Origin of the sequence: Devosia sp. UYZn731 (assembly GCF_040546795.1) — a bacterium.
Lineage (GTDB): Bacteria > Pseudomonadota > Alphaproteobacteria > Rhizobiales > Devosiaceae > Devosia.
In genome coordinates this window covers 204,568-226,359 of record NZ_JBEPOL010000004.1, presented here as the reverse complement: position 1 = coordinate 226,359, position 21,792 = coordinate 204,568, and the positions used below count along the sequence as shown (strand labels likewise).

General features: G+C 63.1%; 22 protein-coding genes. 9 read left to right on the top strand and 13 right to left on the bottom strand.

The features are described 5' to 3' along the window. Window positions 1–23: 23 nt before the first annotated feature. Both ABIB57_RS11730 and ABIB57_RS11725 read right to left on the bottom strand, forming a co-directional pair. Window positions 24–1,052: a substrate-binding domain-containing protein gene (locus tag ABIB57_RS11730; RefSeq protein WP_354040974.1), complete on the bottom strand. Its 1,029-nt coding sequence runs from the start codon at window positions 1,050–1,052 to the stop codon at window positions 24–26. 348 nt (window positions 1,053–1,400) lie between these two features. Then, window positions 1,401–2,753: an aminotransferase-like domain-containing protein gene (locus ABIB57_RS11725; protein ID WP_354040972.1), complete on the bottom strand. Its 1,353-nt coding sequence runs from the start codon at window positions 2,751–2,753 to the stop codon at window positions 1,401–1,403. A gap of 288 nt (window positions 2,754–3,041) precedes the next feature. On the opposite strand from ABIB57_RS11725, the gene ABIB57_RS11720 reads away from it, so the two are divergent. Next, window positions 3,042–4,244 (top strand): aminotransferase-like domain-containing protein, encoded by a 1,203-nt coding sequence (locus ABIB57_RS11720; protein WP_354040970.1) that lies wholly within the window; start codon window positions 3,042–3,044, stop codon window positions 4,242–4,244. A 144-nt stretch (window positions 4,245–4,388) separates the two neighbouring features. Here the strand turns inward: ABIB57_RS11720 and ABIB57_RS11715 are convergent, their stop codons facing one another. Both ABIB57_RS11715 and ABIB57_RS11710 read right to left on the bottom strand, forming a co-directional pair. Continuing rightward, window positions 4,389–5,825, bottom strand: a complete 1,437-nt coding sequence (locus tag ABIB57_RS11715) for an aldehyde dehydrogenase family protein (RefSeq protein WP_354040968.1) — start codon at window positions 5,823–5,825, stop codon at window positions 4,389–4,391. A gap of 22 nt (window positions 5,826–5,847) precedes the next feature. Beyond that, entirely contained in the window at window positions 5,848–7,002 is a 1,155-nt protein-coding gene (locus ABIB57_RS11710) for a fumarylacetoacetate hydrolase family protein (RefSeq protein WP_354040966.1), read from the bottom strand. Window positions 7,003–7,271: 269 nt separating this feature from the next. On the opposite strand from ABIB57_RS11710, the gene ABIB57_RS11705 reads away from it, so the two are divergent. Both ABIB57_RS11705 and ABIB57_RS11700 read left to right on the top strand, forming a co-directional pair. Further along, window positions 7,272–7,991: an SIMPL domain-containing protein gene (locus tag ABIB57_RS11705; protein ID WP_354040965.1), complete on the top strand. Its 720-nt coding sequence runs from the start codon at window positions 7,272–7,274 to the stop codon at window positions 7,989–7,991. Window positions 7,992–8,206: 215 nt separating this feature from the next. Then, a complete protein-coding gene (locus tag ABIB57_RS11700) occupies window positions 8,207–8,950 on the top strand; it encodes an SIMPL domain-containing protein (RefSeq protein WP_354040964.1) in 744 nt (247 codons plus the stop codon). 48 nt (window positions 8,951–8,998) lie between these two features. On the opposite strand, the gene ABIB57_RS11695 is transcribed toward ABIB57_RS11700, so the two are convergent. Both ABIB57_RS11695 and ABIB57_RS11690 read right to left on the bottom strand, forming a co-directional pair. Beyond that, complete coding sequence (locus ABIB57_RS11695) at window positions 8,999–9,829, bottom strand: sulfite exporter TauE/SafE family protein (protein WP_354040963.1); 831 nt, start codon at window positions 9,827–9,829, stop codon at window positions 8,999–9,001. Next, on the bottom strand, window positions 9,829–10,251 hold the full coding sequence (locus ABIB57_RS11690) for a secondary thiamine-phosphate synthase enzyme YjbQ (RefSeq protein ID WP_354040962.1): 423 nt from the start codon (window positions 10,249–10,251) through the stop codon (window positions 9,829–9,831). Before ABIB57_RS11690 ends, ABIB57_RS11695 begins: the two co-directional genes overlap by 1 nt. 243 nt (window positions 10,252–10,494) lie before the next feature. On the opposite strand from ABIB57_RS11690, the gene ABIB57_RS11685 reads away from it, so the two are divergent. Further along, the gene (locus ABIB57_RS11685; RefSeq protein ID WP_354040961.1) at window positions 10,495–12,738 is read left to right on the top strand and encodes an OmpA family protein; all 2,244 of its coding nucleotides are present in this window, start codon (window positions 10,495–10,497) and stop codon (window positions 12,736–12,738) included. Window positions 12,739–12,889: 151 nt separating this feature from the next. Further along, entirely contained in the window at window positions 12,890–14,752 is a 1,863-nt protein-coding gene (locus tag ABIB57_RS11680; RefSeq protein ID WP_354040960.1) for an OmpA family protein, read from the top strand. A 196-nt stretch (window positions 14,753–14,948) separates the two neighbouring features. Here the strand turns inward: ABIB57_RS11680 and ABIB57_RS11675 are convergent, their stop codons facing one another. Then, entirely contained in the window at window positions 14,949–15,851 is a 903-nt protein-coding gene (locus ABIB57_RS11675) for an alpha/beta hydrolase (RefSeq protein WP_354040958.1), read from the bottom strand. Window positions 15,852–15,979: 128 nt separating this feature from the next. Here ABIB57_RS11675 and ABIB57_RS11670 point away from each other — a divergent pair, with 128 nt between their 5' ends. Then, entirely contained in the window at window positions 15,980–16,495 is a 516-nt protein-coding gene (locus tag ABIB57_RS11670; protein ID WP_354040957.1) for a TIGR00645 family protein, read from the top strand. Between the two features lie 183 nt (window positions 16,496–16,678). After that, window positions 16,679–17,065 (top strand): hypothetical protein, encoded by a 387-nt coding sequence (locus ABIB57_RS11665; RefSeq protein ID WP_354040955.1) that lies wholly within the window; start codon window positions 16,679–16,681, stop codon window positions 17,063–17,065. An 89-nt stretch (window positions 17,066–17,154) separates the two neighbouring features. On the opposite strand, the gene ABIB57_RS11660 is transcribed toward ABIB57_RS11665, so the two are convergent. After that, window positions 17,155–17,517 carry a DUF4189 domain-containing protein gene (locus ABIB57_RS11660; RefSeq protein ID WP_354040954.1) on the bottom strand — a complete coding sequence of 121 codons (363 nt, stop codon included), beginning with the start codon at window positions 17,515–17,517 and terminating at the stop codon, window positions 17,155–17,157. A gap of 102 nt (window positions 17,518–17,619) precedes the next feature. On the opposite strand from ABIB57_RS11660, the gene ABIB57_RS11655 reads away from it, so the two are divergent. Both ABIB57_RS11655 and ABIB57_RS11650 read left to right on the top strand, forming a co-directional pair. Continuing rightward, a complete protein-coding gene (locus ABIB57_RS11655) occupies window positions 17,620–18,306 on the top strand; it encodes a tellurite resistance TerB family protein (RefSeq protein ID WP_354040952.1) in 687 nt (228 codons plus the stop codon). A gap of 75 nt (window positions 18,307–18,381) precedes the next feature. Beyond that, the gene (locus tag ABIB57_RS11650; RefSeq protein ID WP_354040950.1) at window positions 18,382–19,422 is read left to right on the top strand and encodes an LLM class flavin-dependent oxidoreductase; all 1,041 of its coding nucleotides are present in this window, start codon (window positions 18,382–18,384) and stop codon (window positions 19,420–19,422) included. Between the two features lie 150 nt (window positions 19,423–19,572). Here ABIB57_RS11650 and queF read toward each other — a convergent pair whose 3' ends face one another. From queF to ABIB57_RS11625, 5 genes are all read right to left on the bottom strand, one after another. Continuing rightward, a complete protein-coding gene (gene queF / locus ABIB57_RS11645) occupies window positions 19,573–20,025 on the bottom strand; it encodes a preQ(1) synthase (protein ID WP_354040949.1) in 453 nt (150 codons plus the stop codon). Window positions 20,026–20,029: 4 nt separating this feature from the next. Next, window positions 20,030–20,251, bottom strand: a complete 222-nt coding sequence (locus ABIB57_RS11640) for a hypothetical protein (protein ID WP_299728287.1) — start codon at window positions 20,249–20,251, stop codon at window positions 20,030–20,032. An 81-nt stretch (window positions 20,252–20,332) separates the two neighbouring features. Next, on the bottom strand, window positions 20,333–20,626 hold the full coding sequence (locus tag ABIB57_RS11635; RefSeq protein ID WP_354040948.1) for an HlyU family transcriptional regulator: 294 nt from the start codon (window positions 20,624–20,626) through the stop codon (window positions 20,333–20,335). A 33-nt stretch (window positions 20,627–20,659) separates the two neighbouring features. Continuing rightward, a complete protein-coding gene (locus ABIB57_RS11630) occupies window positions 20,660–20,923 on the bottom strand; it encodes a hypothetical protein (RefSeq protein WP_354040946.1) in 264 nt (87 codons plus the stop codon). 73 nt (window positions 20,924–20,996) lie between these two features. Beyond that, window positions 20,997–21,650, bottom strand: coding sequence for a TetR/AcrR family transcriptional regulator (locus ABIB57_RS11625; RefSeq protein WP_354040944.1), 654 nt, complete (start codon window positions 21,648–21,650; stop codon window positions 20,997–20,999). Between the last annotated feature and the right edge of the window lie 142 nt (window positions 21,651–21,792).

The window sequence follows — 21,792 nt, the reverse complement described above, 5'->3', positions numbered from 1 at the left end:
GAGCGCAGCCCGGGTCGGATCTATCAGAACTTGGTCGGGCCGGCGGTGAAGGCAGCCAGGACTTCAGCGGTCTTTTCGGCTGGCTGCGGGATCAGGCCAGCGTCTTCCAGGATGCCGCCTTCGCCCGAAACGCCTTCGGACAGGAAGTACGACACGTAGTCTTCGATGCCGGGGATCTGGCCGATGTGAGCGCCCTTGACGTAGAAGTAGAGCGGACGCGACACGGGATATTCGCCCGAAACGACAGTGTCATTGGTGGGCACGACGCCGTTGACGGTCGCAACCTTGAGGGTGTCCTTGTTCTCGTCATAGAACGAGAGGCCGAACACGCCGACGGTGTTGGGATTGGACTTCAGGCGAGCCAGGGTTTCGGTGTAGTCGCCGGAGATTTCGACAACGACGTCCTGACGGAACGTGGTGGTGGCAGCGAGCTTCTGTTCGTCGGTCAGGTCGGCAGGCAGGCCGGCTTCTTCGGCGCCGGCATCGACAACCTTCTGCTGGAACACTTCACGCGTACCGTGGTTGGAAGCCGGAATGGCCAGGGCGATCGGCTGGTCAGGCAGCGACGCGTCGATATCGTGCCAGTTGGTATAGGGATTGGCGACGAGCTTGCCATCGACTGGAACCTGAGCGGCAATGGCCTTGTAAACCATCAGCGGGGTCAGCTTGAAATCGCCCTTGGAGGCTTCCGAGGCGAACACGATGCCATCATAGCCGAACTGAACTTCGCGGATATCGGTCACGCCATTGGCGGCACAAGCTTCGACTTCGCTCGACTTGATCGGACGCGATGCATTGGCTATGTCGGTGGTGTTGAGATCAACGCCTTCGCAGAACTGCTTGAGGCCAGCGCCCGTGCCGCCCGAACCGACGACTGGCGTCTTGAACTCGGGGAAGGTGGCGCCGAATTCTTCGGCAACGATCGAAGCGAACGGCAGCACGGTCGAGGAACCCGAGACCTGGATGGTGTCGCGCGACTGGGCGAAAGCGCCGGTCGTGCCCATGGCGGCCAGAGCGATGACTGCAACACCGGTGAGGAGTGCGGTTTTCATTGAGATTTCCCTTTCGGAATTCATTTTTTAATCTGGCTGGCCAATCCGGCTTCGCGCCGGGCCGCCCTGTGACGTGGCAGACCATAGGAGGGCGTGGCGACAGTTTTATTGCAGTTGGGCCACGGATTTGTGACAGCCTAAAGCTATGAACTTAAACACATATCTTTGTAATAATTCAAAAATGACGCTGTCACAAAGTGGAAAATATGACTTCATGACGAGGCCGCTCCGGAGTCCCGGCGCGCGGCTTTTGCGTGTGCACGTGTGCAAACTCGCCCCGCCGTCACCGGTGCGATCGAAGGCCTGCCGGATGAGTTCATCAGGCCGGCGTAACAACCAGATGACGCCTCAGACTATAACGTCTTCTTCGCTGCCGAGCAGACCCGCGAGAATGGTCAGCCCACGCTCCAGCCCGCTGCGCGTCGGCGGTGCCATGATGCAGAGACGAACCCCTCCGACGCTGGAAGCGCCCACTTGGGTGGCACCGGGCGGCGTGATCCGCACCTTCGCCTCACTGGCGCGCCGCGCCAATCGCTCCGCCGCCAGCGGGCTCATCGGCAACCAGATATGGGGGGCGCCCTTGGGCATGGGCAGGCTGGCGAGATTGAGGATCTGCTGCGCCATGAGTTGCCGCACCAGCGCCTCATCGCGCAATTGCCCCTCGACATGGGTGGCGGCGCCGGTTTCGATCAAAGCTGCCGACAGTTCTGCCACGAAGGGCGGCAGGCCCCAGCTTTCCGCTCGCATCCGTTTGATGATCCCCGCCCGCATCGGCCGCGGCGGCACCATGACGCCGAGCCGCACCAGCGGCGTCAGGCTTTTGGACAGGCTGGTAACGAAGATCGTGCCCTCGGGCGCGATGTCCTTATAGGTCAGCCGGCCCTTGGCGGCGTAGAGCCCATAGATATCGTCCTCGACGATGACGGCGCCGTTTTTGGCCGCCACGGCGGAGATGGCGCGCCGCCGCTCCGGGCCGGTCTCAAAACCTAGCGGGTTCTGGCACACGGGCGTCGTATAGATGATCTTGCATTGGTTGGCCGCCAGCACGGCGTCGAGCGCATCGGGCATCATGCCCTCCGCGTCAGTGAGCACCGGCAACATAGCGAGGCCCAGATTGGCCGCGGCGGAGATGGCGCCGGGGAAGGTGGCTCCTTCGGTCGCAATGGTTGCCGAGCGATCCTTGAGCGCGGCAAAGGCCAGATGGATGCCCTGTTGCGCCCCATTGGTGAGCACGATTTCGTCGGTCATGGCCGTCTGGCGCGTCCCGGTCAGCCAAGCGGCAATCACACCGCGCTGCGTATCGGTACCGCTGTGATCGACATAACCGCCATTGCCGAGCCGCAGCGCCCGGCGCGTGGCGATTTCGGCAGCTTCCGCCAGCGCCTCATAGCCCAGCAAAGGCGGCGGCGCATTGATGGTGAGATCGACAATATCGTTGGCATCGGACGGCGCGGCCCGCTCCAGCACGAAAGTGCCCCGGCCGATTTCGCCGCGCACCAAGCCGCGATCGCTGAGTGTATCGACGGCGCGAGTAACGGTGCCGATGGAAACACCAAAGCGCTCCGCCAGCCTTCGGTGGGTCGGCAGCCGCTCGCCCGGTTTGAAGGCCCCATCATCAATGGCGACGACCAGCGCAGTCGCCAGGCGCTCATGCAGCGCTTGATCGCCATCGGGCAGCAGCAGCGTTTTCACAGCGGTCATTGTATCGCTTGGTCCACGATTGTATCACTTTCTATGCCTTCATGGAGATACAATTGCTGAATCAATATGGTGTTCCATTCATGCCAGCACGTTTGCGCTTCAAGTGGCGCCTCATCTTTATCAGAGTCGCCCCCTAGCTGCATCGACAAGGATATCCCGGCAGCGCTTGCGGGATTGGACATTGACTTCACTGGAACCGACGCTACGCCGCAACAATATTAAGGTCAACAGAGTTGACATAACAATGCCGCGGGTATTGTATCTATCATATCAGCCATAGGTGATACAATGCCACCGCACCCCCTGCCCCGCCTGTCGACCCGCGCACTGGCCATGAAGGCCTCGGAAATCCGCGAACTGCTCAAGCTGGTATCTCGTCCGAGCATGACGTCGTTTGCCGGCGGCATTCCCGATCCGGCGCTGTTCAATGTGGGGCTGTTCCAGGACGCCTATCGGCAGACCTTCGCGGGTCCGTCAATCGCGCGCGAAGCGCTGCAATATTCCACCACCGAGGGTTACCTGCCGCTGCGCGTGTGGATCGCCGCTCGGATGGCTGCCATGGGCGTCAATTGCGCACCCGACAATATTCTGATCACCAGCGGCTCGCAGCAGGGGCTGGACCTGATCGGCAAGCTGATGCTGGACGAAGGCGACACCGTGGCCACGGCCCAGCCAACCTATCTGGGCGCTCTGCAGGCTTTTTCCGCTTATCAGCCTACGTTTGAGGCGCTGGATGCGCCGCGTGCCGCCTGCCCCGCCAAGCTGATCTACCTGGTGCCCGATTTCGCCAATCCCACAGGCGAGACCATGAGCCTCAAGGCGCGCCACGCGGCCTTGGCGCAGGCGGACACAATGGGCGCGCTGATCGTCGAGGACGCGGCCTATTCGGCACTGCGCTATGACGGCCAGGATCTACCCGCGATCGCAGCGCTGGACCAGGCACGCACCGGCAGCGTCGAGAGCGTGCGCACACTCTATTGCGGCACGTTTTCCAAGACCCTGTCGCCGGGCCTGCGCGTGGGGTGGATTTGCGGCCCGGCCGCGCTGATCCGCCGGCTCGTACTGCTTAAGCAGGGCGCGGACCTGCATACGGCGACCATCAACCAGATCATCATTCACCACGCGGCCGTGGACAGTTTCGACGCGCAGGTTTCGCGGATTCGCTCTGTGTACCGCACGCGGCGCGACGCCATGCTGGCCGCCTTGCAGCGCTATGCGCCGGAGGGCGTGCACTGGACCCGGCCGGAGGGCGGAATGTTCGTGTGGGTAACGCTGCCAGCGCATATCGACACCGGCGACCTGCTCAAGCAGGCGCTGCGGGCCGACATCGCGTTTGTCCCCGGTGCGGCGTTTTTCCCCGATGGTTCGGGGCGCAACACCATGCGGCTGAGCTTTTCGCTCTGCGACGAAGCTCAGATCGAGGGCGGGATTTACAAGCTGTGCGGGCTGATTGGGAAGGTAGCGCGTCGGGCGGAGATGGTGGTGGGCTAACTCTCCACCTCTCCCTTTGGGGGAGAGGTCGGATCGCCCTTGCGAGCCGGGTGAGGGGGCCTTTCTTGGCACCGGGTGAGAGGAAGGCCCCCTCACCCGACGCTACGCGTCGACCTCTCCCCCAAAGGGAGAGGTGAGAAAAACCTAACCCGCAGCCGTATAAGCCGTCTTCACCACGGTGAAGAACTCGTTGGCATACTTGCCCTGCTCGCGCGGGCCCATGCTCGACGCCTTGCGACCACCGAACGGCACGTGGAAATCGACGCCAGCGGTTGGCACATTGACCATCACCATGCCGGCTTCCGAATTGCGCTTGAAGTGGGTGGCGTATTTCAACGACGTGGTCACGATGCCAGCCGACAACCCGAATTCAGTATCGTTCGCAGTGGCCAGAGCCTCGTCATAGTCCTTGACGCGGATGACGCTGGCGACGGGCCCGAAGATTTCCTCGCGCGAAATGCGCATCTGGTTGGTGGCTTCGGTGAACAGCGTCGGCTGCAGGTAGAAGCCTTCCGTCGCGCCCTTTACCAGTTCGCCGCCCACGGCGAGCTTGGCGCCTTCGGCCTTGCCGATGGCGATGTAATCGGTGTCCTGCTTGAGCTGGCTGGCATCGACCACCGGGCCGATTTCGGTATCCTTGTGCAGCGCATCACCGACGCGCAGATTGCGGATACGCTCGCTCAAAGCCTCGACGAACTTGTCGTGGATACCCTCGGTCACGATGACGCGCGAGGACGCGGTGCAGCGCTGGCCGGTGGAGAAGAATGCCGACTGCGCCACCGATTCCACGGCGACCTTGAGGTCGGCGTCATCGAGCACCACGGTGGGGTTCTTGCCGCCCATTTCAAGCTGGAACTTGCGGCCGACTTCGATCGAGGCGAGCGCGACACGCTTGCCGGTGCCGACCGAGCCGGTGAAGGTGATGGCGTTGACGTCCTTGCTCTCCAGCATGGTCTGGCCGACGACCGAACCCTTGCCCATGACCAGGTTCAACACACCCTTGGGCAGGCCGGCACGCACGAGAATATCGACGATGGCCCAGGTCGAGCCGGGGACCAGATCGGCCGGTTTGATGACCACGGTATTGCCATAGGCAAGCGCCGGAGCGATCTTCCAGGTCGGGATGGCGATGGGGAAATTCCACGGCGTGATGATGCCGACGACGCCGATCGGTTCGCGGGTAATCTCGACGCCGACGCCGGGGCGCACCGACGGGATGATCTCACCGGCCAGGCGCAGCACTTCGCCAGCAAAGAAATCGAAAATCTGCGCGGCGCGGGTGACTTCGCCAATGCCCTCGGGCAGGGTTTTGCCTTCTTCGCGGCTCAGCAACTCGCCCAACTCGGCTTTACGCGCGAGGATTTCCTGGGAGGTTTTGCTCAGGATCGCGTGGCGCTCCAGAATGCCCGAGCGCGACCAGGCCGGAAAAGCCGCCTTGGCGGCGGCGATGGCCTGCTTGGTCTCTTCGGCCGAAGCCTGTGCGTAGACGCCAACCACATCATTGATGTTGGACGGGTTGATGTTGTCGCGCCCTTCGCTGCCGACCCATTCGCCGCCGATGAGGTTCTGATGCAATGTCATGATGAAGTGCCTTTTGAGGAATTCAGAGAAGATTGGCCGTCGCGAGGTCGCGCAGCAGGTGGCTGGTGCCATACGTCCAGGCGGGAGCAAGCGTGGAAAGGTTCACCCTATTAGATAGTGTGCCCAGGCTGGATGTCGAGATCGAGACGGTATCGCCGAGCTTGTGGGTGAAGCCCTTACCCGCGCCATCCCGATCCTTGACGGGCGCGAACATGGTGCCGAGATACAGCACCAGCCCGTCGGGATATTGGTGATGGCGGCCGATGGTGGCTTCGACCAGCGAGGCGGGCGTGCGCGAAATCTGGCTCATCGAGGAATGGCCATCGAGCACGAAGCCATCCTCGCCCTCGACGCGCAACGCGATTTCGGCCTGGCTGATGGTATCGAGCGTGAACTGGCCATCGAACAGGCGGATGAACGGCCCCAACGAGGCCGAGGCGTTATTATCCTTGGCCTTGCCCAACAGCAGGGCCGAGCGGCCTTCGACGTCGCGCAGGTTGACGTCATTGCCCAGGGTCGCGCCGACGATCTTGCCGGCGCTCGACACCAGCAGCGCGACTTCGGGCTCCGGATTGTTCCAGCTCGAAATCGGATGCAGCCCCACATCGGCGCCGAAGCCGACCGAGGCCATGGTCGGCGCCTTGGTGAAAATTTCCGCGTCGGGGCCAATGCCCACTTCGAGATACTGGCTCCAGACGCCCTTGGCGATCAGTGCCGCCTTGACCCGCATGGCCGTTTCCGATCCCGGAACCAGTTCGCTGAGGTCGGTCCCGATCAGCTCGATAATTTCCCCGCGCAGCGCGTCGGCCCGGGCCTTGTCGCCGCGCGCCTGCTCCTCGATTACCCGCTCCAGCAGCGACACCACGAAGGTGACGCCCGAGGCCTTGATGGCTTGCAGATCGATGGGCGACAGCAGCGACGGCTTGGCAGAATCGGTGACCCGGGCCCAGCTATTGGCCACGATCGCGTCGGCCGAGCCGATGGACTTGCCCGGCGCCGCAGCCACATAACCCGCTGGATCGGCGCTTTCGGCGATATCGCGCACCGTGGCCATGCCTTTGGCGGTGATATCGACCAGCTCGCCATCCCGCACCGTCACGATGAGCGGATGGGAAATGCCCGGAACGCGGGCACGCCCCAGTAAAACGCCATCGGCGGGATAGATCACTTCGCTCATGCCGGTCCCCTGAAATGTTAGTGGCTGAGTAACCCGCGGCGACCCTTGCGCGCAAGGTGTACGTGCCTCAAACGGGCTCATCCCTTCGGCCAACGAGAGCGTCGAGCGAAAAAGCGGGAACCGTTTTTTCGCAAAACAGATGCGACGCCATGGGACTAGGATCGCCGGCGCGAGTTTCCACAGTCTGTTCAAGTTCGGTTCAGCTACGCCCCATTATGGACGCATTAGGTGGCGAAGTGTCGCCGCCACGCCCTCAAGGAGTTCTTCATATGCGTCCCCTGATCGGTCTTGTTTCCTTCGCCCTGCTTGCTGGCCTGTCGATGCCTGCTTTCGCCGGCACCGTCTCCATCGCCGGCCATGGCGAAGTCACCGCTTCCCCGGACACCGCTTTCGTAACCTCCGGCGTGACCACCCAGGGCGCCAGCGCGCGCGAGGCATTGGACCTGAACACCAAGGCAATGGCCGACCTGCTGGCTGAACTCAAGGCTTCGGGCATTGCCGAGCGCGACGTGCAGACCTCGGGCTTCTCGGTCAGCCCGAACTATGTTTATACCGAAGAGCGCGACGCCAATGGCTATACGCTGCCGCCCAAGATCAACGGCTACCAGGTCAGCAATACCGTGACGGTGCGTGTGCGCGCCCTCGATACGCTGGGCGCGATCCTGGATAAATCCGTGACCGTGGGCGCCAATACCATCAACGGCGTCAGCTTCAGCGTCTCCGATCCGAGCGAACTGCTCAACGAAGCCCGCAAGGCGGCCTTTGCCGACGCTCGCGCCAAGGCGGAACTCTATGCCACCGCGGCCGGCGCCAAGCTGGACGACATCGTGTCGATCAACGAAGGCCAGGATATTGGCCAGCCGCAGCCGTACATGTTCAAGGATATGGCGGCGGCAGCGCCGCGTGCCGATGTGCCGATCGCGGCCGGGGAACTCAGTTTTGCCATCAACGTTTCGGTCCAGTGGGACCTGGAAGACGCCGGCAAGTAACCCAAACCCTCCCAAGGGGCTTGGACGGTGGGGACGGCCTTCGTAGTCAACCGTCCCCACCAACCTAATTACAAAGGCCGGACGCAAGTCCGGCCTTTGTTGTTCCGGGCAGCTGACAATGCGCCTGAATGCACTCTGACGGCTCTATTCAGGCCATATTTAAGCCGCCAATTTTATGCGTTGCTCCATTGCATTGCACATGAGAGGGCACCGCCGTGATATTGCTGAGATCGATAGTATTTCTGTCTGCCGCGCTAGCCTGCACCGCCGCTATTGCCGACGAAATCGACACCCGCCACTATATTTATATCGAAGCTAAAGGCACGGTCACAGCGCCGCCCGACCACGCGACCGTCGAAGTGTCTGTGGTCAAGAAGGGCCAGACGCCGCAGGAAGTGGTCGATGGCAACATCACCGACACCGACAAGCTGTTCAACGCGCTGATCGCCCTCGGCATTCCGGAGGCCGATGTCCAGACCAGCAATTTCATCTTTGAGACCGTCTACATACGGGCCGAAGGTGCCAACAACATGTATCAACAGGACGACCCGGACCGCGACACGTTCGATGGCTATCGCGTCCGCAACTCGGTCAGCATCGACGTCAAGGACCTGCCAAAGATCGGGACCGTCCTGGCCGGAATTGCCCGCCTGGGCAATGAAATCGGCTCCGTCACCTTCCTGTCGTCCAGGGCGCCCGCCTATTATGCCCAGGCCCGCGATGTGGCGACCGCCAATGCGCTGGCCAAGGCGCAGGCCTATGCGGCATCCACAGGGGTAAAGCTGGGTGACCTGTTGTCGCTGCGCGAAGGCGGCGGTTATGACACCGACACCATGGAATATGCGCCGTCCGAAGGTGAGGCCGATTTGATCATCCCGATCGTCCGCATCGCGCCCGGGACACTCAGCTTTTCGTCCAGTATTTCGGCGAAGTGGGAAGTAACGGCGGCCGGGAAATAAAAAAACAGGCGCGGGGTCAACTCATTGGAGATTGAGCTCGCGCCGGACCTACCCGTAGACCACCTTCCACAGCATGTTCAGCCCCACGAAAACCAGGAACCCCGCGAAAACGTATTTGAGCGTTTTCTGGTCCAGCCGGTGCGCAATGGTTGCTCCCAACGGCGCGAAGATCGCCGCCAGCACGGCGACCAGCACCAGCGCCGGCAGGTTGATATAGCCCAGGCTCAGCGGCGGCACGCCGGCCACGCCCCAGCCCGAAACGATGTAGCCAACGGTGCCGGAAATCGCGATGGCGACGCCCAGCGCCGCCGACGTGCCCACCGCGGCATGCATCTTGGCGCCGAATGCCACCAGCGTCGGCACGCTGAGCGAGCCGCCCCCAATGCCCATCAGTGCCGAGATGAAGCCGACCACAAACGCCGAAATCCGGTGCGTCAGCCCCGAGCCATGCAGGTGGCCCATCACCTTGTCCTGGAAGCCGAACACGATATTGGCCGCGATGACGAATGCCATGACCGCAAAGACCACACGCAACACGTCGCCCGACAGGAACGCCGCCGCCACGCCACCGATCAGCGTGCCGATGACGATGAACGGCACCCACAGCTTGAGCGTGGGCATGTCCAGCGCGCCGCGCTTTTGATGGGCCCGCGCGCTCATGATACCGGTGGGGATAATGATGGCGAGCGACGTGCCCACCGCCACATGCTGCACCACGTCACTGCCGTAGCCGAGTACCGACAGCGCCGTCGACAGCGCCGGCACAATGATGGCGCCGCCCCCAATGCCCAGCAGCCCCGCTGCAATGCCCGAACAGACACCAGTGACCAGGAGGCCAACCACGAACGGCCAGTATGACAGGAGTGAACCCCAGTCCATCATGCGTCTCCGATAATATGCAGCACCACCTCGCGCCGATGCGGACGCGTGCGGTGCTCGAACAGGTAAATGCCCTGCCAGGTGCCGAACACCGGCCGGCCCTGGGCAATGGGAATGGCGATCGAGGTTTGGGTCAGCGCCGCCTTGATATGGGCGGGCATGTCGTCGGCACCCTCGGTGGTGTGGACGATCCAGGCCATGCCCTGCGGCACCAGGCGGCGGAAGAAGCCGTCGAGATCGGTCTTGACGTCGTCGTCGGCATTTTCCTGGATCAGCAACGAACAGGACGTGTGGCGGCAATAGACGGTCAGCAGGCCCGTGGCCACGCCCGATGCTTCCACGAAGCGGCGCACGTCACGGGTAAACTCGTAGAGTGCGGCGCCACTGGTGGAAAGGGTGAGCGTATCGAGAGCTTGCAGCATGGCGGGTCCGGTGGTGTGCCTCCGGCCTAACACGGAGCGGCTCGCGCTGCCAGCGCCGCATTGACGCCATCATCGGCCGCTCATGTTCGATTGCCTGCCTGCGGAACCTTGGCACAAGTCCAAGCGTTGCGGGCATTACGAGGGGATTTGCATCACATCGATAATCTTGGCGCCGTTCAGTCTCGGTTCAGACTGGCGCCGTGATGCTGATCCCAAGTGTCTGTCGACCACAAAGGAATCACTATGCGCATTCGAAACTGGCTCCTCGCGAGCACCAGCCTGGGAATAATGATTTTCGCGCCCATACCGGTCTTCGCGCAGGACGCTCCAGCACCGGAATTGCCGCAGCAGTGTATCGACGCCGGTATCACCGATTTCGACGCCTGCGTCGCCGCCATGTCGGCTGCGCCGGCACCTGCCCCAGCACCCGAAGCCGCCCCCGCGCCTGAGGCTGCGCCCGAACCAGCGCCCGCCCCCCCGGAAGCCGCTCCCGCACCGGAGCCCGCGCCTGAAGCTGCGCCTGAGCCCGCCCCCGCTCCCCAAGCGGCTCCAGAGCCGGCGCCTGCCCCCGAGGTTGCGCCCGAACCGGCCCCTGCGCCTGAGGCTGCCCCTGAACCAGCGCCCGCCCCGGAAGCCGCACCGGCTCCAGAGGCCGCGCCTGCACCGGAAGCTGCTCCAGCCCCAGAAGCTGCCCCGGCCGCAGAGGCCGCTCCGGCACCTGAAGCTGCTCCCGCTCCGGAAGCCGCACCAGCTCCAGAGGCCGCGCCTGCACCGGAAGCCGCCCCGGCCCCAGAGGCCGCTCCGGCACCTGAAGCTGCTCCCGCTCCGGAGGCCGCACCGGCTCCAGAGGCTGCGCCTGCACCGGAAGCCGCCCCGGCTCCAGAAGCCGCTCCGGCTCCGGAAAATGCTCCCGCTCCGGTCAGCGCCAATCTGCAGGCCGACCTGCAAGCCCAGGTCAATGCCTACGACACCGCCCTTGCCGACCTGATGTCGGGTGGCGATGCCACCGCGGCCCAGGCCAATATGGACGCTGCCCGCGCCCAGATCGCCAGCATCTGCGCTGCCGCCGGCCAGCCCGACGCCAATGCCTGCCTTGCCGCCAATGGCCTGAAGCTTACCGAAGTGCCCGGCCTCACCCCGGCGGCGCCGACGCCGGCCGAACAGACCCCGGCTGAACAGCCGGTTGGCGAAGCTCCCGTCGACGCCACGGGCCAGCCGGTCGAAGTGATCCAGAACCTGCCGCAGGGCATCACGCAGGAGCAGGTTGCTCCAGTGCTCGACAGCGCCAAGGACTTCGAAGCCGCTCCCGCACCCGCCGATGGCCAGCCTGCCGCCGCAGTGGTGCCCGAGGCACCCGTAGCGCCGCCACCGGAAAACGATGCCGCCGCTCAGGCCGCCTTTGCGCCTGCAGAAGCCGCCCGCGTCTCGGTCACCGAGGAACAGGGCGAACAGGTAACTGCTGCCGCCGTCGCACCGACCGCGGTGCCGCAGAACGTGACGATCATCAACCAGACCAATGTCGTCAACAACATCACCAACAACACGACGAATAACACCACCAACAATACCCAGAACAACACGCAGACCAATATCGGCCAGCAGACCAATATCGAGCAGAACGACCTGCGCCAGACCACCTATGGTGATCAGCTGACCCAGGTCATCCTGCAGATTGGTACGCAGTTGATCGTCAACACCCCCGGCCAGGATACCGACCGGTATTTCGACAACCAGAAGGATGAGGTGTTCTACGAAAACCTCAGCAATGGTCGCGTCCGCGAGACCATTACGCGACCAGATGGTACCCAGATCGTCACCGTGCGTAACCGCAACGGCGACGTCCTGCGCCGCTCGCGCTTCTCGCCCGATGGCCGCGAAACCGTACTCGCCTATTTCGATGATCGTTACGACAACGATCTGCTGGAATGGCGCGATCCGGGCCAGGACCTGCCGCCGCTGCGCCTCAACATTCCGGTGCAGGATTACGTGCTGGACGCCGACAATGCCAATCAGGGCGACGTCGAGACGTTCTTCCGCCAGCCACCGGTCGAACAGGTCGCGCGTCTCTATTCGATCGACGAGGTCAAGCGGTCTTCCCGCGTGCGTGACAGCGTGCGCAAGCTCGAAGTGGGCGGCCTGACCTTCGATAGCGGTGCGGCCACTATCAGCCGTGACCAGGTTGCGGCCCTGAGCAACGTGGCCAACGCCATGCTTGGCCTGCTGGCCAACAACCCGGCCGAAACCTTCCTGATCGAAGGCCACACCGATGCTGTCGGCAGCGATATCAAGAACCTGCAGCTCAGCGACCTGCGCGCCGCCACGGTGGCCCGCATCCTGACCGACTTCTACAAGGTGCCGCCGGAAAACCTGGCGACCCAGGGCTATGGCGAACGCTATCTGCGCATCCGCACCGATGCCGCCGAGCGCGAAAACCGCCGCGTCACCATCCGCCGCATTACGCCGCTGATCACCATGGCCAGCAACTAATCTGAACGGACGCTGAACACGAAGGCCGGGCACATCGCCCGGCCTTTTTTCTTTTTTTGGCCCGGTAACGATCCGGCCAACTTGTGACTGTGCGGCGGTCTAGATTTCAGTATAGCTGCTGGCTAATTCTACAGCGGCCTAAGGACCTTCAATGCGGTTTCGTTTCTGGCTTGCCCTTGTCGGTTTCTCTACTGTGCTGGCGGCACCCTCATTTGCGCAGGAAGACATGCCTGAGGAATGCGCAGGCTTTGCAAGCTATGACGAATGCCAGGCTGCATTGCAGGGCGCCGCGCCGGCCGAGGAACCGGTTTATGAGGAACCTGCTCCCGAGGAGCCGGTCTACCAAGAGCCTGCCTATGAGGAGCCCGCCCCTGAGGAACCCGTTTATCAGGAGCCTGCCCCCGAGGAACCCGTCTACCAGGAACCCGCTCCCGAAGAGCCGGTCTACGACGAGCCGGCGGCCGAGGAGCCGGTATATGACGAACCTGCAGCCGAAGAGCCGGTTTATGATGAGCCGACGCCTGAGGAACCCGTTTACGACGAACCGGCAGCGGATGAACCTGTCTATGACGAGCCCGCTGCTGAACCATCTGTAGACGAGGCCACGCCAGACGATACGACGGACGTCGAGACCGACACGACGCAGGAGAATCCTGCCGTCGAACCTGAAACGAGCGATGACGAGCCGGTGGTTGTGCCGGACACTACCGACCAAGAGACTGCCGCCGAACCCCAAACCACCGACGAAGACACTGCCGTCGAGCCCGACGCAAGCCAGGAGCAGACCGACGTCACCGCCGACCAGGTTGCTGACCCCGATCTCGTTGTCGAGGACGACGCGGATGTCGAGCCGATGGCCGCCGAAGCTCTCGCAGAGGACGATCCGATCGCCGACCTGCCCGCCGAGGAACTCTCCACCGCCACAGAGCCGCTGGCCGACGGCGAATCGGCCGAGAATTCTGCGCCCCTGTTCGACAGCGCCAAGGAGGGCACGGTCGACATGGAGGCGGACACTGGCGAGGACGAAGAAGCGCCCGTAAGCGACGAGCAGGCGCAGGTTATGGCCGAGGTGACACCCGAGCAGATCGTTGAGGCCAATGCGGCTCCGGGCGAACGGCTGGCGGCCGCCCCCCAGGTGGTGACGCCGCAGAACGTCACCATCATCAACAACGTCCAGAACACCTATATCTACGAGACCAACAACACCGTCATCATCAACAATTCCTACGCCGACCGTGACCGCATTTTCGGCCGCGACGACAACTACCAGTTCGACCAGATCGGCGATAACCGCTTCCGCGAAACCGTCTATCGCGACGACGGCTCGGTTGTCGTCACCACGCGCGACCAGTACGGCAATATCCTCGAGCGCTACCGCACCGACCCCTACGGCGATACCTATGTGATGGCCTATTTCGACCCGGCCTATTACGATGACATGCAATATTGGGGCGACCCCGGCATCGACCTGCCGCCGCTGCGCATCACCATCTCGATCCGCGACTATGCGCTGGATTGGCGCTACGCCGATGCGGCCCGGATTGCGCGATTCTTCGCCGAACCGCCGCTGGAGCGGGCCCGTCGCATCTACTCGATCGACGAAGTCAAGCGCTCCGCCCGCCTGCGCGACAGCCTGCGCCGGCTCGAAGTCAACGACCTGAACTTCGCCTCGGGGTCGGCCAACCTCAGCCGCAGCCAGGTCAATGGGCTGAGCCGCCTCGCCGAGGCCATCTCGACCTTGCTCGAGCAGAACCCGGGCGAAACCTTCCTCATCGAAGGCCACACCGACGCCACCGGTTCGGACCGCGACAACCTGCTGCTGTCGGACCAGCGCGCCAGCAATGTCGCGCGCATCCTGACCCAGTATTACGATATCCCGCCGGAAAACCTGGCGACCCAGGGCTATGGCGAGCGCTACCTGCGGATCAGGACGCCGCGCGCCGAAGCGCAGAACCGGCGCGTCACCATCCGCCGCATCACGCCCTTGGTGACGCCGTACTTCGCCAGCCGCTAAGATGAACGGAACATCGAACATCTGTTCGATATGCGTTCATGTTCAATCGGGCATACCACTCCTGCCGGAAGCGAGGGCCTCCGACAGGGGGTTCGCCAAGGCTGAAGGCGCCAGCTAAGTCCTCGGCGAACCCCGCTGGCCCACTTATTCTTCTCCCCGTCGGGGCGAAGGGGCGCGTTGCGCCGGATGAGGGTGCCTAAGTCTTCGACCGCCCCATCCGCTCGTGCACGAACGCCCCGATCTCGGCAATCGCCTGCGCCGCTTCGGGCACATAGGACTGAACGTGGAACACGTGCCACAGCCCGGGCCACACCTTCAGAATCGTCTCCACCCCAGCCGCCTGTGCCTTCTGCGCGAACAGCACCGAGTCATCCACCATCACCTCGTCGCCACCGGCATGGATCAGCAGCGGCGGTAGCCCGCTGGGGTCGGCGAACAGCGGCGACAGCATGGGATCGGCGGGATCGCGATTGCCCGCATACCACAGCCCCGCCTCGCGCAGGCCCTCACGGGTAATGATAGGATCCTTGGCGCGCAGCGTTTCATAAGACGGGCTCGAGACGGTCAGGTCGGTCCACGGCGCCATCAGCACCGCCGCCAGCGGCATCTTTGCATTGGCTTCGCGCAGGGCCAGCAGCATCGACAGCGCCAGCCCGCCCCCGGCGGAGTCACCACCCACCACCACATCGGCCTCGCTCAAACCCTGGCTCAGCAGCCACCCATAGGCCAGCAGCGCATCCTTGACGCCGGCCGGAAACGGATGCTCGGGCGCCAGCCGATAATCGGGCACCAACACCCGCATGCCCGTCGCGGCGGCGAGGTTCGCCGCCATTCGCCGATGCGTCTTGGGCGAGCCCGCATTATAGCCGCCACCGTGCAGCAGCAGGAACACCTTGCCCGCCTGGCTCTGTGGCATCGTCACCCATTCCCCGGGCACGCCGCCGGCGATCACCGCCTCCACCGCCGCCCCCTCGGGCAGCATATGGGTGGTAAGACACTCCTCCTCCCATTGCCGCCGGTTCTCCGTCAGGGTCAGGCCCACCTTTTTGGGCCTGGCAAACAGAACGTCGATTTCCTTGCGTGCGTCATCGCTGATCATCGGTTTCCCCTCCGCGGCTTTGCCAGCATCAGTGCCGATCCCGGCGCCGCCGACAAGCCCCTATGCAGCCCGGGCCCTTGTTTGGCCGGCAAATCTTGCTATTGGGGGTTCTCGCAGTGGAGCCGAGCATGAAGCAGCTGGAAATTTTCGTCGAGAAGGTCATCCTGGCGTCGCGTTGGCTGCTGGTCGTCTTCTATATCGGGCTGGGCCTGGCGCTGGCGATCTATGCGGCCTCGTTCATCTTCAAGCTCTGGGAATTCGCCAGCCATGTCTTCGAGATGGACGATACCGAAACCATCCTCAAGGTGCTCGGCCTCATCGATGCGGCGCTGATCGCCAGCCTCGTCGTCATGGTCATCATCTCGGGCTACGAGAACTTCGTCTCGCGCTTCGACAATGAGGACGACGTGCACTGGCTGGGCCAGATCGATGCCGGCTCGCTCAAGATCAAGGTGGCCTCCACGATCGTCGCCATCTCGTCGATCCACCTGCTGCAGATTTTCCTCAACGTGCCGAAATATACCGATACCCAGATCATGTGGTTCACCATTATCCACCTGGCTTTTGTGGTTTCGGCGCTGTTCCTGGCGATCATCGACCGCATCTCCAAAAAGCCCGGAAAAGACAAAGAACCCGATCTTTAGAAGCGATTATTTTGCCTTGGCTGTGGAAAAACCCCCGGCCGCCGGGCGAATTTTGCGCGCAATCTTTTGAAAATTCAGCGCTTTTGGGCGACCGGGCACGGATCTCAGCTTGATCACGGAATCGGGAACGATTTCGGAAAACCCGCGTTTCTTTGCCATAGCGTGAAACAAAGGAGCGCAATCATGGCTACCCCAGAACGCGATACAGTTTACACCAATGACGGCACCCGCACTGTCTATACCCGCGAAAGCAACGGTACGGGCTGGTTCGTCGGCATCATTGTGGTCTTGGCACTGCTTGCCATCGGCTATCTGGTCTTCTCGGCCAATTCGGGCCCGTCGACCGCAGTCAATACAGGCGCCAGCCCAGCAATCACGTCCACAGATTCGGGCGCCGCAGCCCCCGCACCGATGACCGAAGCTCCGGCGACCAATACCGCCCCCGCGCCGATGACAGCTACGCCTGACGCGGCCCCCGCGACCCCGGCTCCGGCCGTTGACGCGGCTCCCGCGACCCCTGCTGCCCCGGCCACCGACACCACGACGCCGGCTCCGGCAGCTAACCCGTAATTTAAGCGTCCCCGGCGCCTCAGCACTCCCTCTGAGGCGTCACTTAAAGCCCCGGCCGCCCCGCCGGGGCTTTTCTTTGCCTGAAAACGCTACTTGCTGCACTGCCAGCGGACGACGCTGCAACCGCGATCGTGCGAGCGGCAGGCGCTTATAGCGTTGCTCTGCGCCGAACTGCCGGTAGTGCCCCAATCGGCGCCCCAGCCACCATTGCGGCCCACCGCCACAGCCCCGCAAGCATTGCGGAAGCTGATCGCATATTCGCAATCGCCCCCACGGCAATAGCTCGCAGCCGCCCGTTCCGCTTGGCGCTGGGTATCGTAATTGTGCGAAAACCCGGTCGCGTGCGTGCTGGGCGAATAGTAGATCGAGCCCCATTCCACCGCCTGCGCGGCGCTGGCGGCCGCCGTCAGCAGCATCAGCGCGGCCATGATCAGTCCAATTGATTTTCTCATTTATGGCATCCCCAAAAGATGGCGCGACATTACGTCGTAGCGGCCCGCCTTGCGAAGCCCCAATCGCTTCCCCACTTCACATGAAAACCAAGGGAGCCAGCCATGTTCAATATCGACCAGATTCTCAAAGCCCTGCAGACCGATCCCAACACGCAGCGCACCGCGCTGACCGGCGCCGCCGGTGTTGCGGCCGGCATGCTGCTCGGCGGCGGAAATCCCGGCAAGCTGCTCGGCAATGCCGTCCAGATCGGGGCCGTGGCAGCAGTGGGCGGCCTGGCCTACAAGGCCTGGCAGAACCACCAGCAGAACAAGGGCAATGCCCCCGCGCCGGCACAGAGCCAGGACGCCTTCATTCCCCCGCAGGCCGATGCACAGGCTCAGGAACAACTCGGCAAGACCCTCGTGCGCGCCATGATCGCCGCCGCCAAGGCCGATGGCAAAATCGATGGCGACGAGAAGGAAGCCATCTTCACCAAGCTCGAAACCATGTCGCTGAGTGCCGAAGAAAAGGCCTGGGTGTTCGATGAACTCTCGAGCCCGCTCGATATCAACGCCGTCGTCGCCCGCGCCGATACGCCCGAGCATGCCAGCGAAATCTATGCCGCCTCGCTGGTGGCCATCACCGCCGATACGGCTTCGGAACGCGCTTATCTCGATGCTCTGGCCACCAAGCTCAAGCTGGAACCGGGCCTGGTCGATGAAATCCACAAGGCCGCCGGCGAGCGCCTGCTGCGCCCGACCCAGCCCGCCGCGCCCTTCGCCTATACGCCGTCCACCACTAACGTCTAGGCGCGGTTACATCCGTGTGCGTTCTTGCCGGTTTGCAGGACAGTGGCCATCTGTCCTGCAAACAAGAGGCACACCATGGAACTCGGTCTTTATTCGTTCGCTGAAAACACCCCCGACGCGCTCAATGGCGACAGGCTGCAAAGCCCCGCCGAGCGGCTGAAGGACCTGCTGGAAGAGATCGAACTGGCCGACCAGCTCGGGCTGGATTTCTACGGCTTGGGCGAACATCACCGCCCCGATTTCGTCGCCTCGGCGCCGGTGACCATTCTGGCCGCCGCGGCCGCGAAAACCAAAACCATCAAGCTGTCGACCGCCGTCACCGTGCTGAGCTCGGAAGACCCAATCCGGGTCTACCAGCAGTTCTCGACGCTCGACCTGCTGTCCAACGGTCGCGCCGAAATCATGGCCGGCCGTGGCTCGTTCATCGAAAGCTTCCCCTTGTTCGGCCTCAAGCTCGACGACTACGACAGCCTGTTCGAGGAAAAGCTCGAAATGCTGATGGCCATTCGCGCTGGCGGCAAGGTCACCTGGCCGGGCGGCGAGCACACCAAGCCCATTCCGGGCCTCGAAATCTATCCCAAGCCGGTGCAGGACCCCCTGCCCCTGTGGATCGCCGTCGGGGGTACGCCCAATTCGGTGGCCCGCGCCGCCTATTACGGCCTGCCCCTGATGATCGCCATCATCGGCGGCCAGCCAAAGCAATTCGCCCCGCTGGTAGATTTCTACCGCGAAACCGCCGAGAAAACCGGCAAGGACCCGAAAAGCCTGCCGGTCGGCATCAGCTCGCACGGTTTCATCGCCGCCGACAGCCAGGACGCCCGCGACATCGCCTATCCGGCCCACAGCCAGGTGATGAACCGCATCGGCAAGGAACGCGGCTGGGGCCCCACCAGCCGCGCCCAGTTCGATGCCGGCGCCACGCCCAACGGCGCCTACTTCATGGGCTCGCCCCAAGAAGTGATCGACAAGATCCTGGCTCAGCACGAATGGTTCAAGCACGACCGCTTCGGCCTGCAACTCAGCGTCGGCACCCTGCCTCATGATAAGGTCATGAAAGCCATCGAGCTGTTCGGAACAGTGGTTAAGCCGGCAATCGACAAAGCACTGCCGCGGTAGGGGCTGGCTGCCCTTCACCTCTCCCTTCGGGGGAGAGGTCGACCCTCTTGGGTCGGGTGAGGGGGCCTTTACTGGGTGAGGTGTCTGCCAAAAGCCCCCTCACCCGTCGCCACGCGCCGACCTCTCCCCCAAAGGGAGAGGTGGAGTACCCTACCCCCGCCCGCGATACGCAGCCACACCCTGATCCGGCAACCACACGCCCTCGGGCGGCACACCCGTCTGCCAGAACACGTCAATCGGCAACCCGCCGCGCGGGTACCAATACCCGCCGATACGCAGCCAATGCGGCTTGATCGTCGCGATGATCTTCTTGCCGATATCGATGGTGCAGCCTTCGTGGAAGGCGCCATGATTGCGGAACGACGTCAGGTAAAGCTTGAGCGACTTGGACTCGACCAGGAACTGGTCCGGCACATAATCGATCACCAGATGCGCGAAATCGGGCTGGCCGGTCACCGGGCAGAGCGAGGTGAACTCTGGCGCCACGTAACGCGCTACGTAAAGCGTGTCCGGATGCGGATTGGGCACCGGATCGAGCACCGCGTCCTCGGGTGTCGTCGGTGGGGCGACCTGACGGCCGAGCTGCAATCCGCCCTCGCTCATGGCCTTACTTGCCCGAACGCCGGATGGTCTTGATCTGCAGTGGCGGCAGGCCGGACTTTTCCGAGATGGCGCGGTCCTGGTCCATGATCGCGGTGCGCGCCGGCTCGTCGCCGTCGAGGCCGCCGAGCAAATGCGCTTCCACCTTGCGGTTGGAGCGCTGGCTGCCGTCTTCATAGATCACGTCGAACATCACATATTCGCTGCGCGCGGTGGGTTTCTTGGCCATGGGGCTAACTCCTGTGCGGCCGAACACGGCGGTGGCATGCTGCCCCGGCGTCGTGATCGGCATTGTTGTATTGGTGGGCGACTAACTGAAAATTCTGTCGCCCTGCTCGTCGATGATCTGCCGGCCCTTGCCGAGCGCCATCGAAATCAGATCGTCCTTGGAACTCATGCGGTCGGCCCGCACGAATTTATACGTCTTCAGCTCGCCGCCGATTTCCTTCTCGATGGTGCCTGCGAGTTGATACTCGCTGCCGGCGCGCATCTCGATGGCCTTGATCAGGAAGCCCTTGTAGCTCTCCTGATCCAATTCCTTGTCGCCGGCTGGCGTGCTCGCAGCCTTGTCGCCACCACCAAAGAGCTTGCTGAAAAATGACATTGGTTTCTCCTTGAGAGGGGCTTTGCGCCTCTCTTATCGCTTTCTGGGGGGCGCGGGCAACCGCAGCAGGTCGCGCTTGCGCAATTCTTCCTGCAACCAAACGGGCGACAGGTCGAAATGGTTCGGCCAGGTCGGCACGCCGTTCTCCAGGATCACCTGCCCGAAATAGCGCCGATCCTTCAGCGCCCGCCCCGAGCCGGGTTCCTCGATCAGCGCCGCACAATCGAACGCGCCGTATGTGGTGTCGGAAAACACCAGATCAAGCTTGTACGGCGGCAGGGCTCGCACAGAGGTCACTTTAAGCGCCAATTCAGTCTCCGTCGTCGAGGCATGGCCCCTAATGCCTCAGCATGGCGCCCGCGGCAAGCAGTCAGGCCGGCTCGACGAACAAGCCGTCGGCCACAGCACTCACAAGAATAACAATCAGCGCCCAGGTGCGGTCCCGGGAGGTTGCAACATCACCGCTGAAATAAGTCAGGGTCACGATTCCATGCACCGATGACCACAGGGCGCGCGCCGTCTGGTGGCGAACCCCTATATCGGCACAGCGCGGCGCCGCTTCAAGCACTCGCCCGATAATGCCGATCATGGCATCGAGCTGCTCCACATAGCCTTCAGGCGTCTCCGCCGTGCTGCGATTGCGATCGAAGGTCAGCACCGCACTCCAGCGGCTGGCATTAGCGGCTACGAAGTCGACATAGACCTCCGACAGCCCCAATAGCCGCTCCCGCACGCGGTCACGCGCCGTGTCGCCAACCAGACCTTGCGCGATCCGTTGCGCCAGCCGCTCCTCGATGGGTCCGATATTGGCCTGCCCCACCGTATTGAGATCGGCGTAAATCCGCTGATTGGCGGCCAGCACCAGCCCGTCCACATTGCCGAACAGATTGTAGATCGTGCCCACCGAAACGCCGACAGCCTGCGCCAGCGCACGCGCCTTCACCGCCTGCAGCCCTCCCTCGTCCATCAGCGCAATCGTGGCGTCGATCAGCGTCTCGCGCACCGTGTCATGTTCCAGCGTCATATATTTTTCGTCCGTTTTCGGCCCCTCACAGGTCCTAGCATATTAATTTGAACTTTGTTCGTTTTTGCACTTGAACGCCGTTCAAAAAAGCGTATGTTTAATTCATGAACGATGTTCAAAACGATTTGCGGCGGTTCGCAGC

What these genes read in the sequence shown, in the direction of transcription:
- ABIB57_RS11710 (WP_354040966.1), bottom strand. Translation starts at nt 7,002, where the DNA reads ATGAGCGAAGTGATCTATCCCGCCGATGGCGTTTTACTGGGGCGTGCC.
- ABIB57_RS11635 (WP_354040948.1), bottom strand. Translation starts at nt 20,626, where the DNA reads ATGTCATTTTTCAGCAAGCTCTTTGGTGGTGGCGACAAGGCTGCGAGC.
- ABIB57_RS11720 (WP_354040970.1), top strand. Translation starts at nt 3,042, where the DNA reads ATGCCACCGCACCCCCTGCCCCGCCTGTCGACCCGCGCACTGGCCATG.
- ABIB57_RS11625 (WP_354040944.1), bottom strand. Translation starts at nt 21,650, where the DNA reads ATGACGCTGGAACATGACACGGTGCGCGAGACGCTGATCGACGCCACG.
- ABIB57_RS11670 (WP_354040957.1), top strand. Translation starts at nt 15,980, where the DNA reads ATGAAGCAGCTGGAAATTTTCGTCGAGAAGGTCATCCTGGCGTCGCGT.
- ABIB57_RS11695 (WP_354040963.1), bottom strand. Translation starts at nt 9,829, where the DNA reads ATGGACTGGGGTTCACTCCTGTCATACTGGCCGTTCGTGGTTGGCCTC.
- ABIB57_RS11675 (WP_354040958.1), bottom strand. Translation starts at nt 15,851, where the DNA reads ATGATCAGCGATGACGCACGCAAGGAAATCGACGTTCTGTTTGCCAGG.
- queF (WP_354040949.1), bottom strand. Translation starts at nt 20,025, where the DNA reads ATGAGCGAGGGCGGATTGCAGCTCGGCCGTCAGGTCGCCCCACCGACG.
- ABIB57_RS11680 (WP_354040960.1), top strand. Translation starts at nt 12,890, where the DNA reads ATGCGGTTTCGTTTCTGGCTTGCCCTTGTCGGTTTCTCTACTGTGCTG.
- ABIB57_RS11655 (WP_354040952.1), top strand. Translation starts at nt 17,620, where the DNA reads ATGTTCAATATCGACCAGATTCTCAAAGCCCTGCAGACCGATCCCAAC.
- ABIB57_RS11730 (WP_354040974.1), bottom strand. Translation starts at nt 1,052, where the DNA reads ATGAAAACCGCACTCCTCACCGGTGTTGCAGTCATCGCTCTGGCCGCC.
- ABIB57_RS11640 (WP_299728287.1), bottom strand. Translation starts at nt 20,251, where the DNA reads ATGGCCAAGAAACCCACCGCGCGCAGCGAATATGTGATGTTCGACGTG.
- ABIB57_RS11665 (WP_354040955.1), top strand. Translation starts at nt 16,679, where the DNA reads ATGGCTACCCCAGAACGCGATACAGTTTACACCAATGACGGCACCCGC.
- ABIB57_RS11650 (WP_354040950.1), top strand. Translation starts at nt 18,382, where the DNA reads ATGGAACTCGGTCTTTATTCGTTCGCTGAAAACACCCCCGACGCGCTC.
- ABIB57_RS11660 (WP_354040954.1), bottom strand. Translation starts at nt 17,517, where the DNA reads ATGAGAAAATCAATTGGACTGATCATGGCCGCGCTGATGCTGCTGACG.
- ABIB57_RS11715 (WP_354040968.1), bottom strand. Translation starts at nt 5,825, where the DNA reads ATGACATTGCATCAGAACCTCATCGGCGGCGAATGGGTCGGCAGCGAA.
- ABIB57_RS11705 (WP_354040965.1), top strand. Translation starts at nt 7,272, where the DNA reads ATGCGTCCCCTGATCGGTCTTGTTTCCTTCGCCCTGCTTGCTGGCCTG.
- ABIB57_RS11690 (WP_354040962.1), bottom strand. Translation starts at nt 10,251, where the DNA reads ATGCTGCAAGCTCTCGATACGCTCACCCTTTCCACCAGTGGCGCCGCA.
- ABIB57_RS11685 (WP_354040961.1), top strand. Translation starts at nt 10,495, where the DNA reads ATGCGCATTCGAAACTGGCTCCTCGCGAGCACCAGCCTGGGAATAATG.
- ABIB57_RS11725 (WP_354040972.1), bottom strand. Translation starts at nt 2,753, where the DNA reads ATGACCGCTGTGAAAACGCTGCTGCTGCCCGATGGCGATCAAGCGCTG.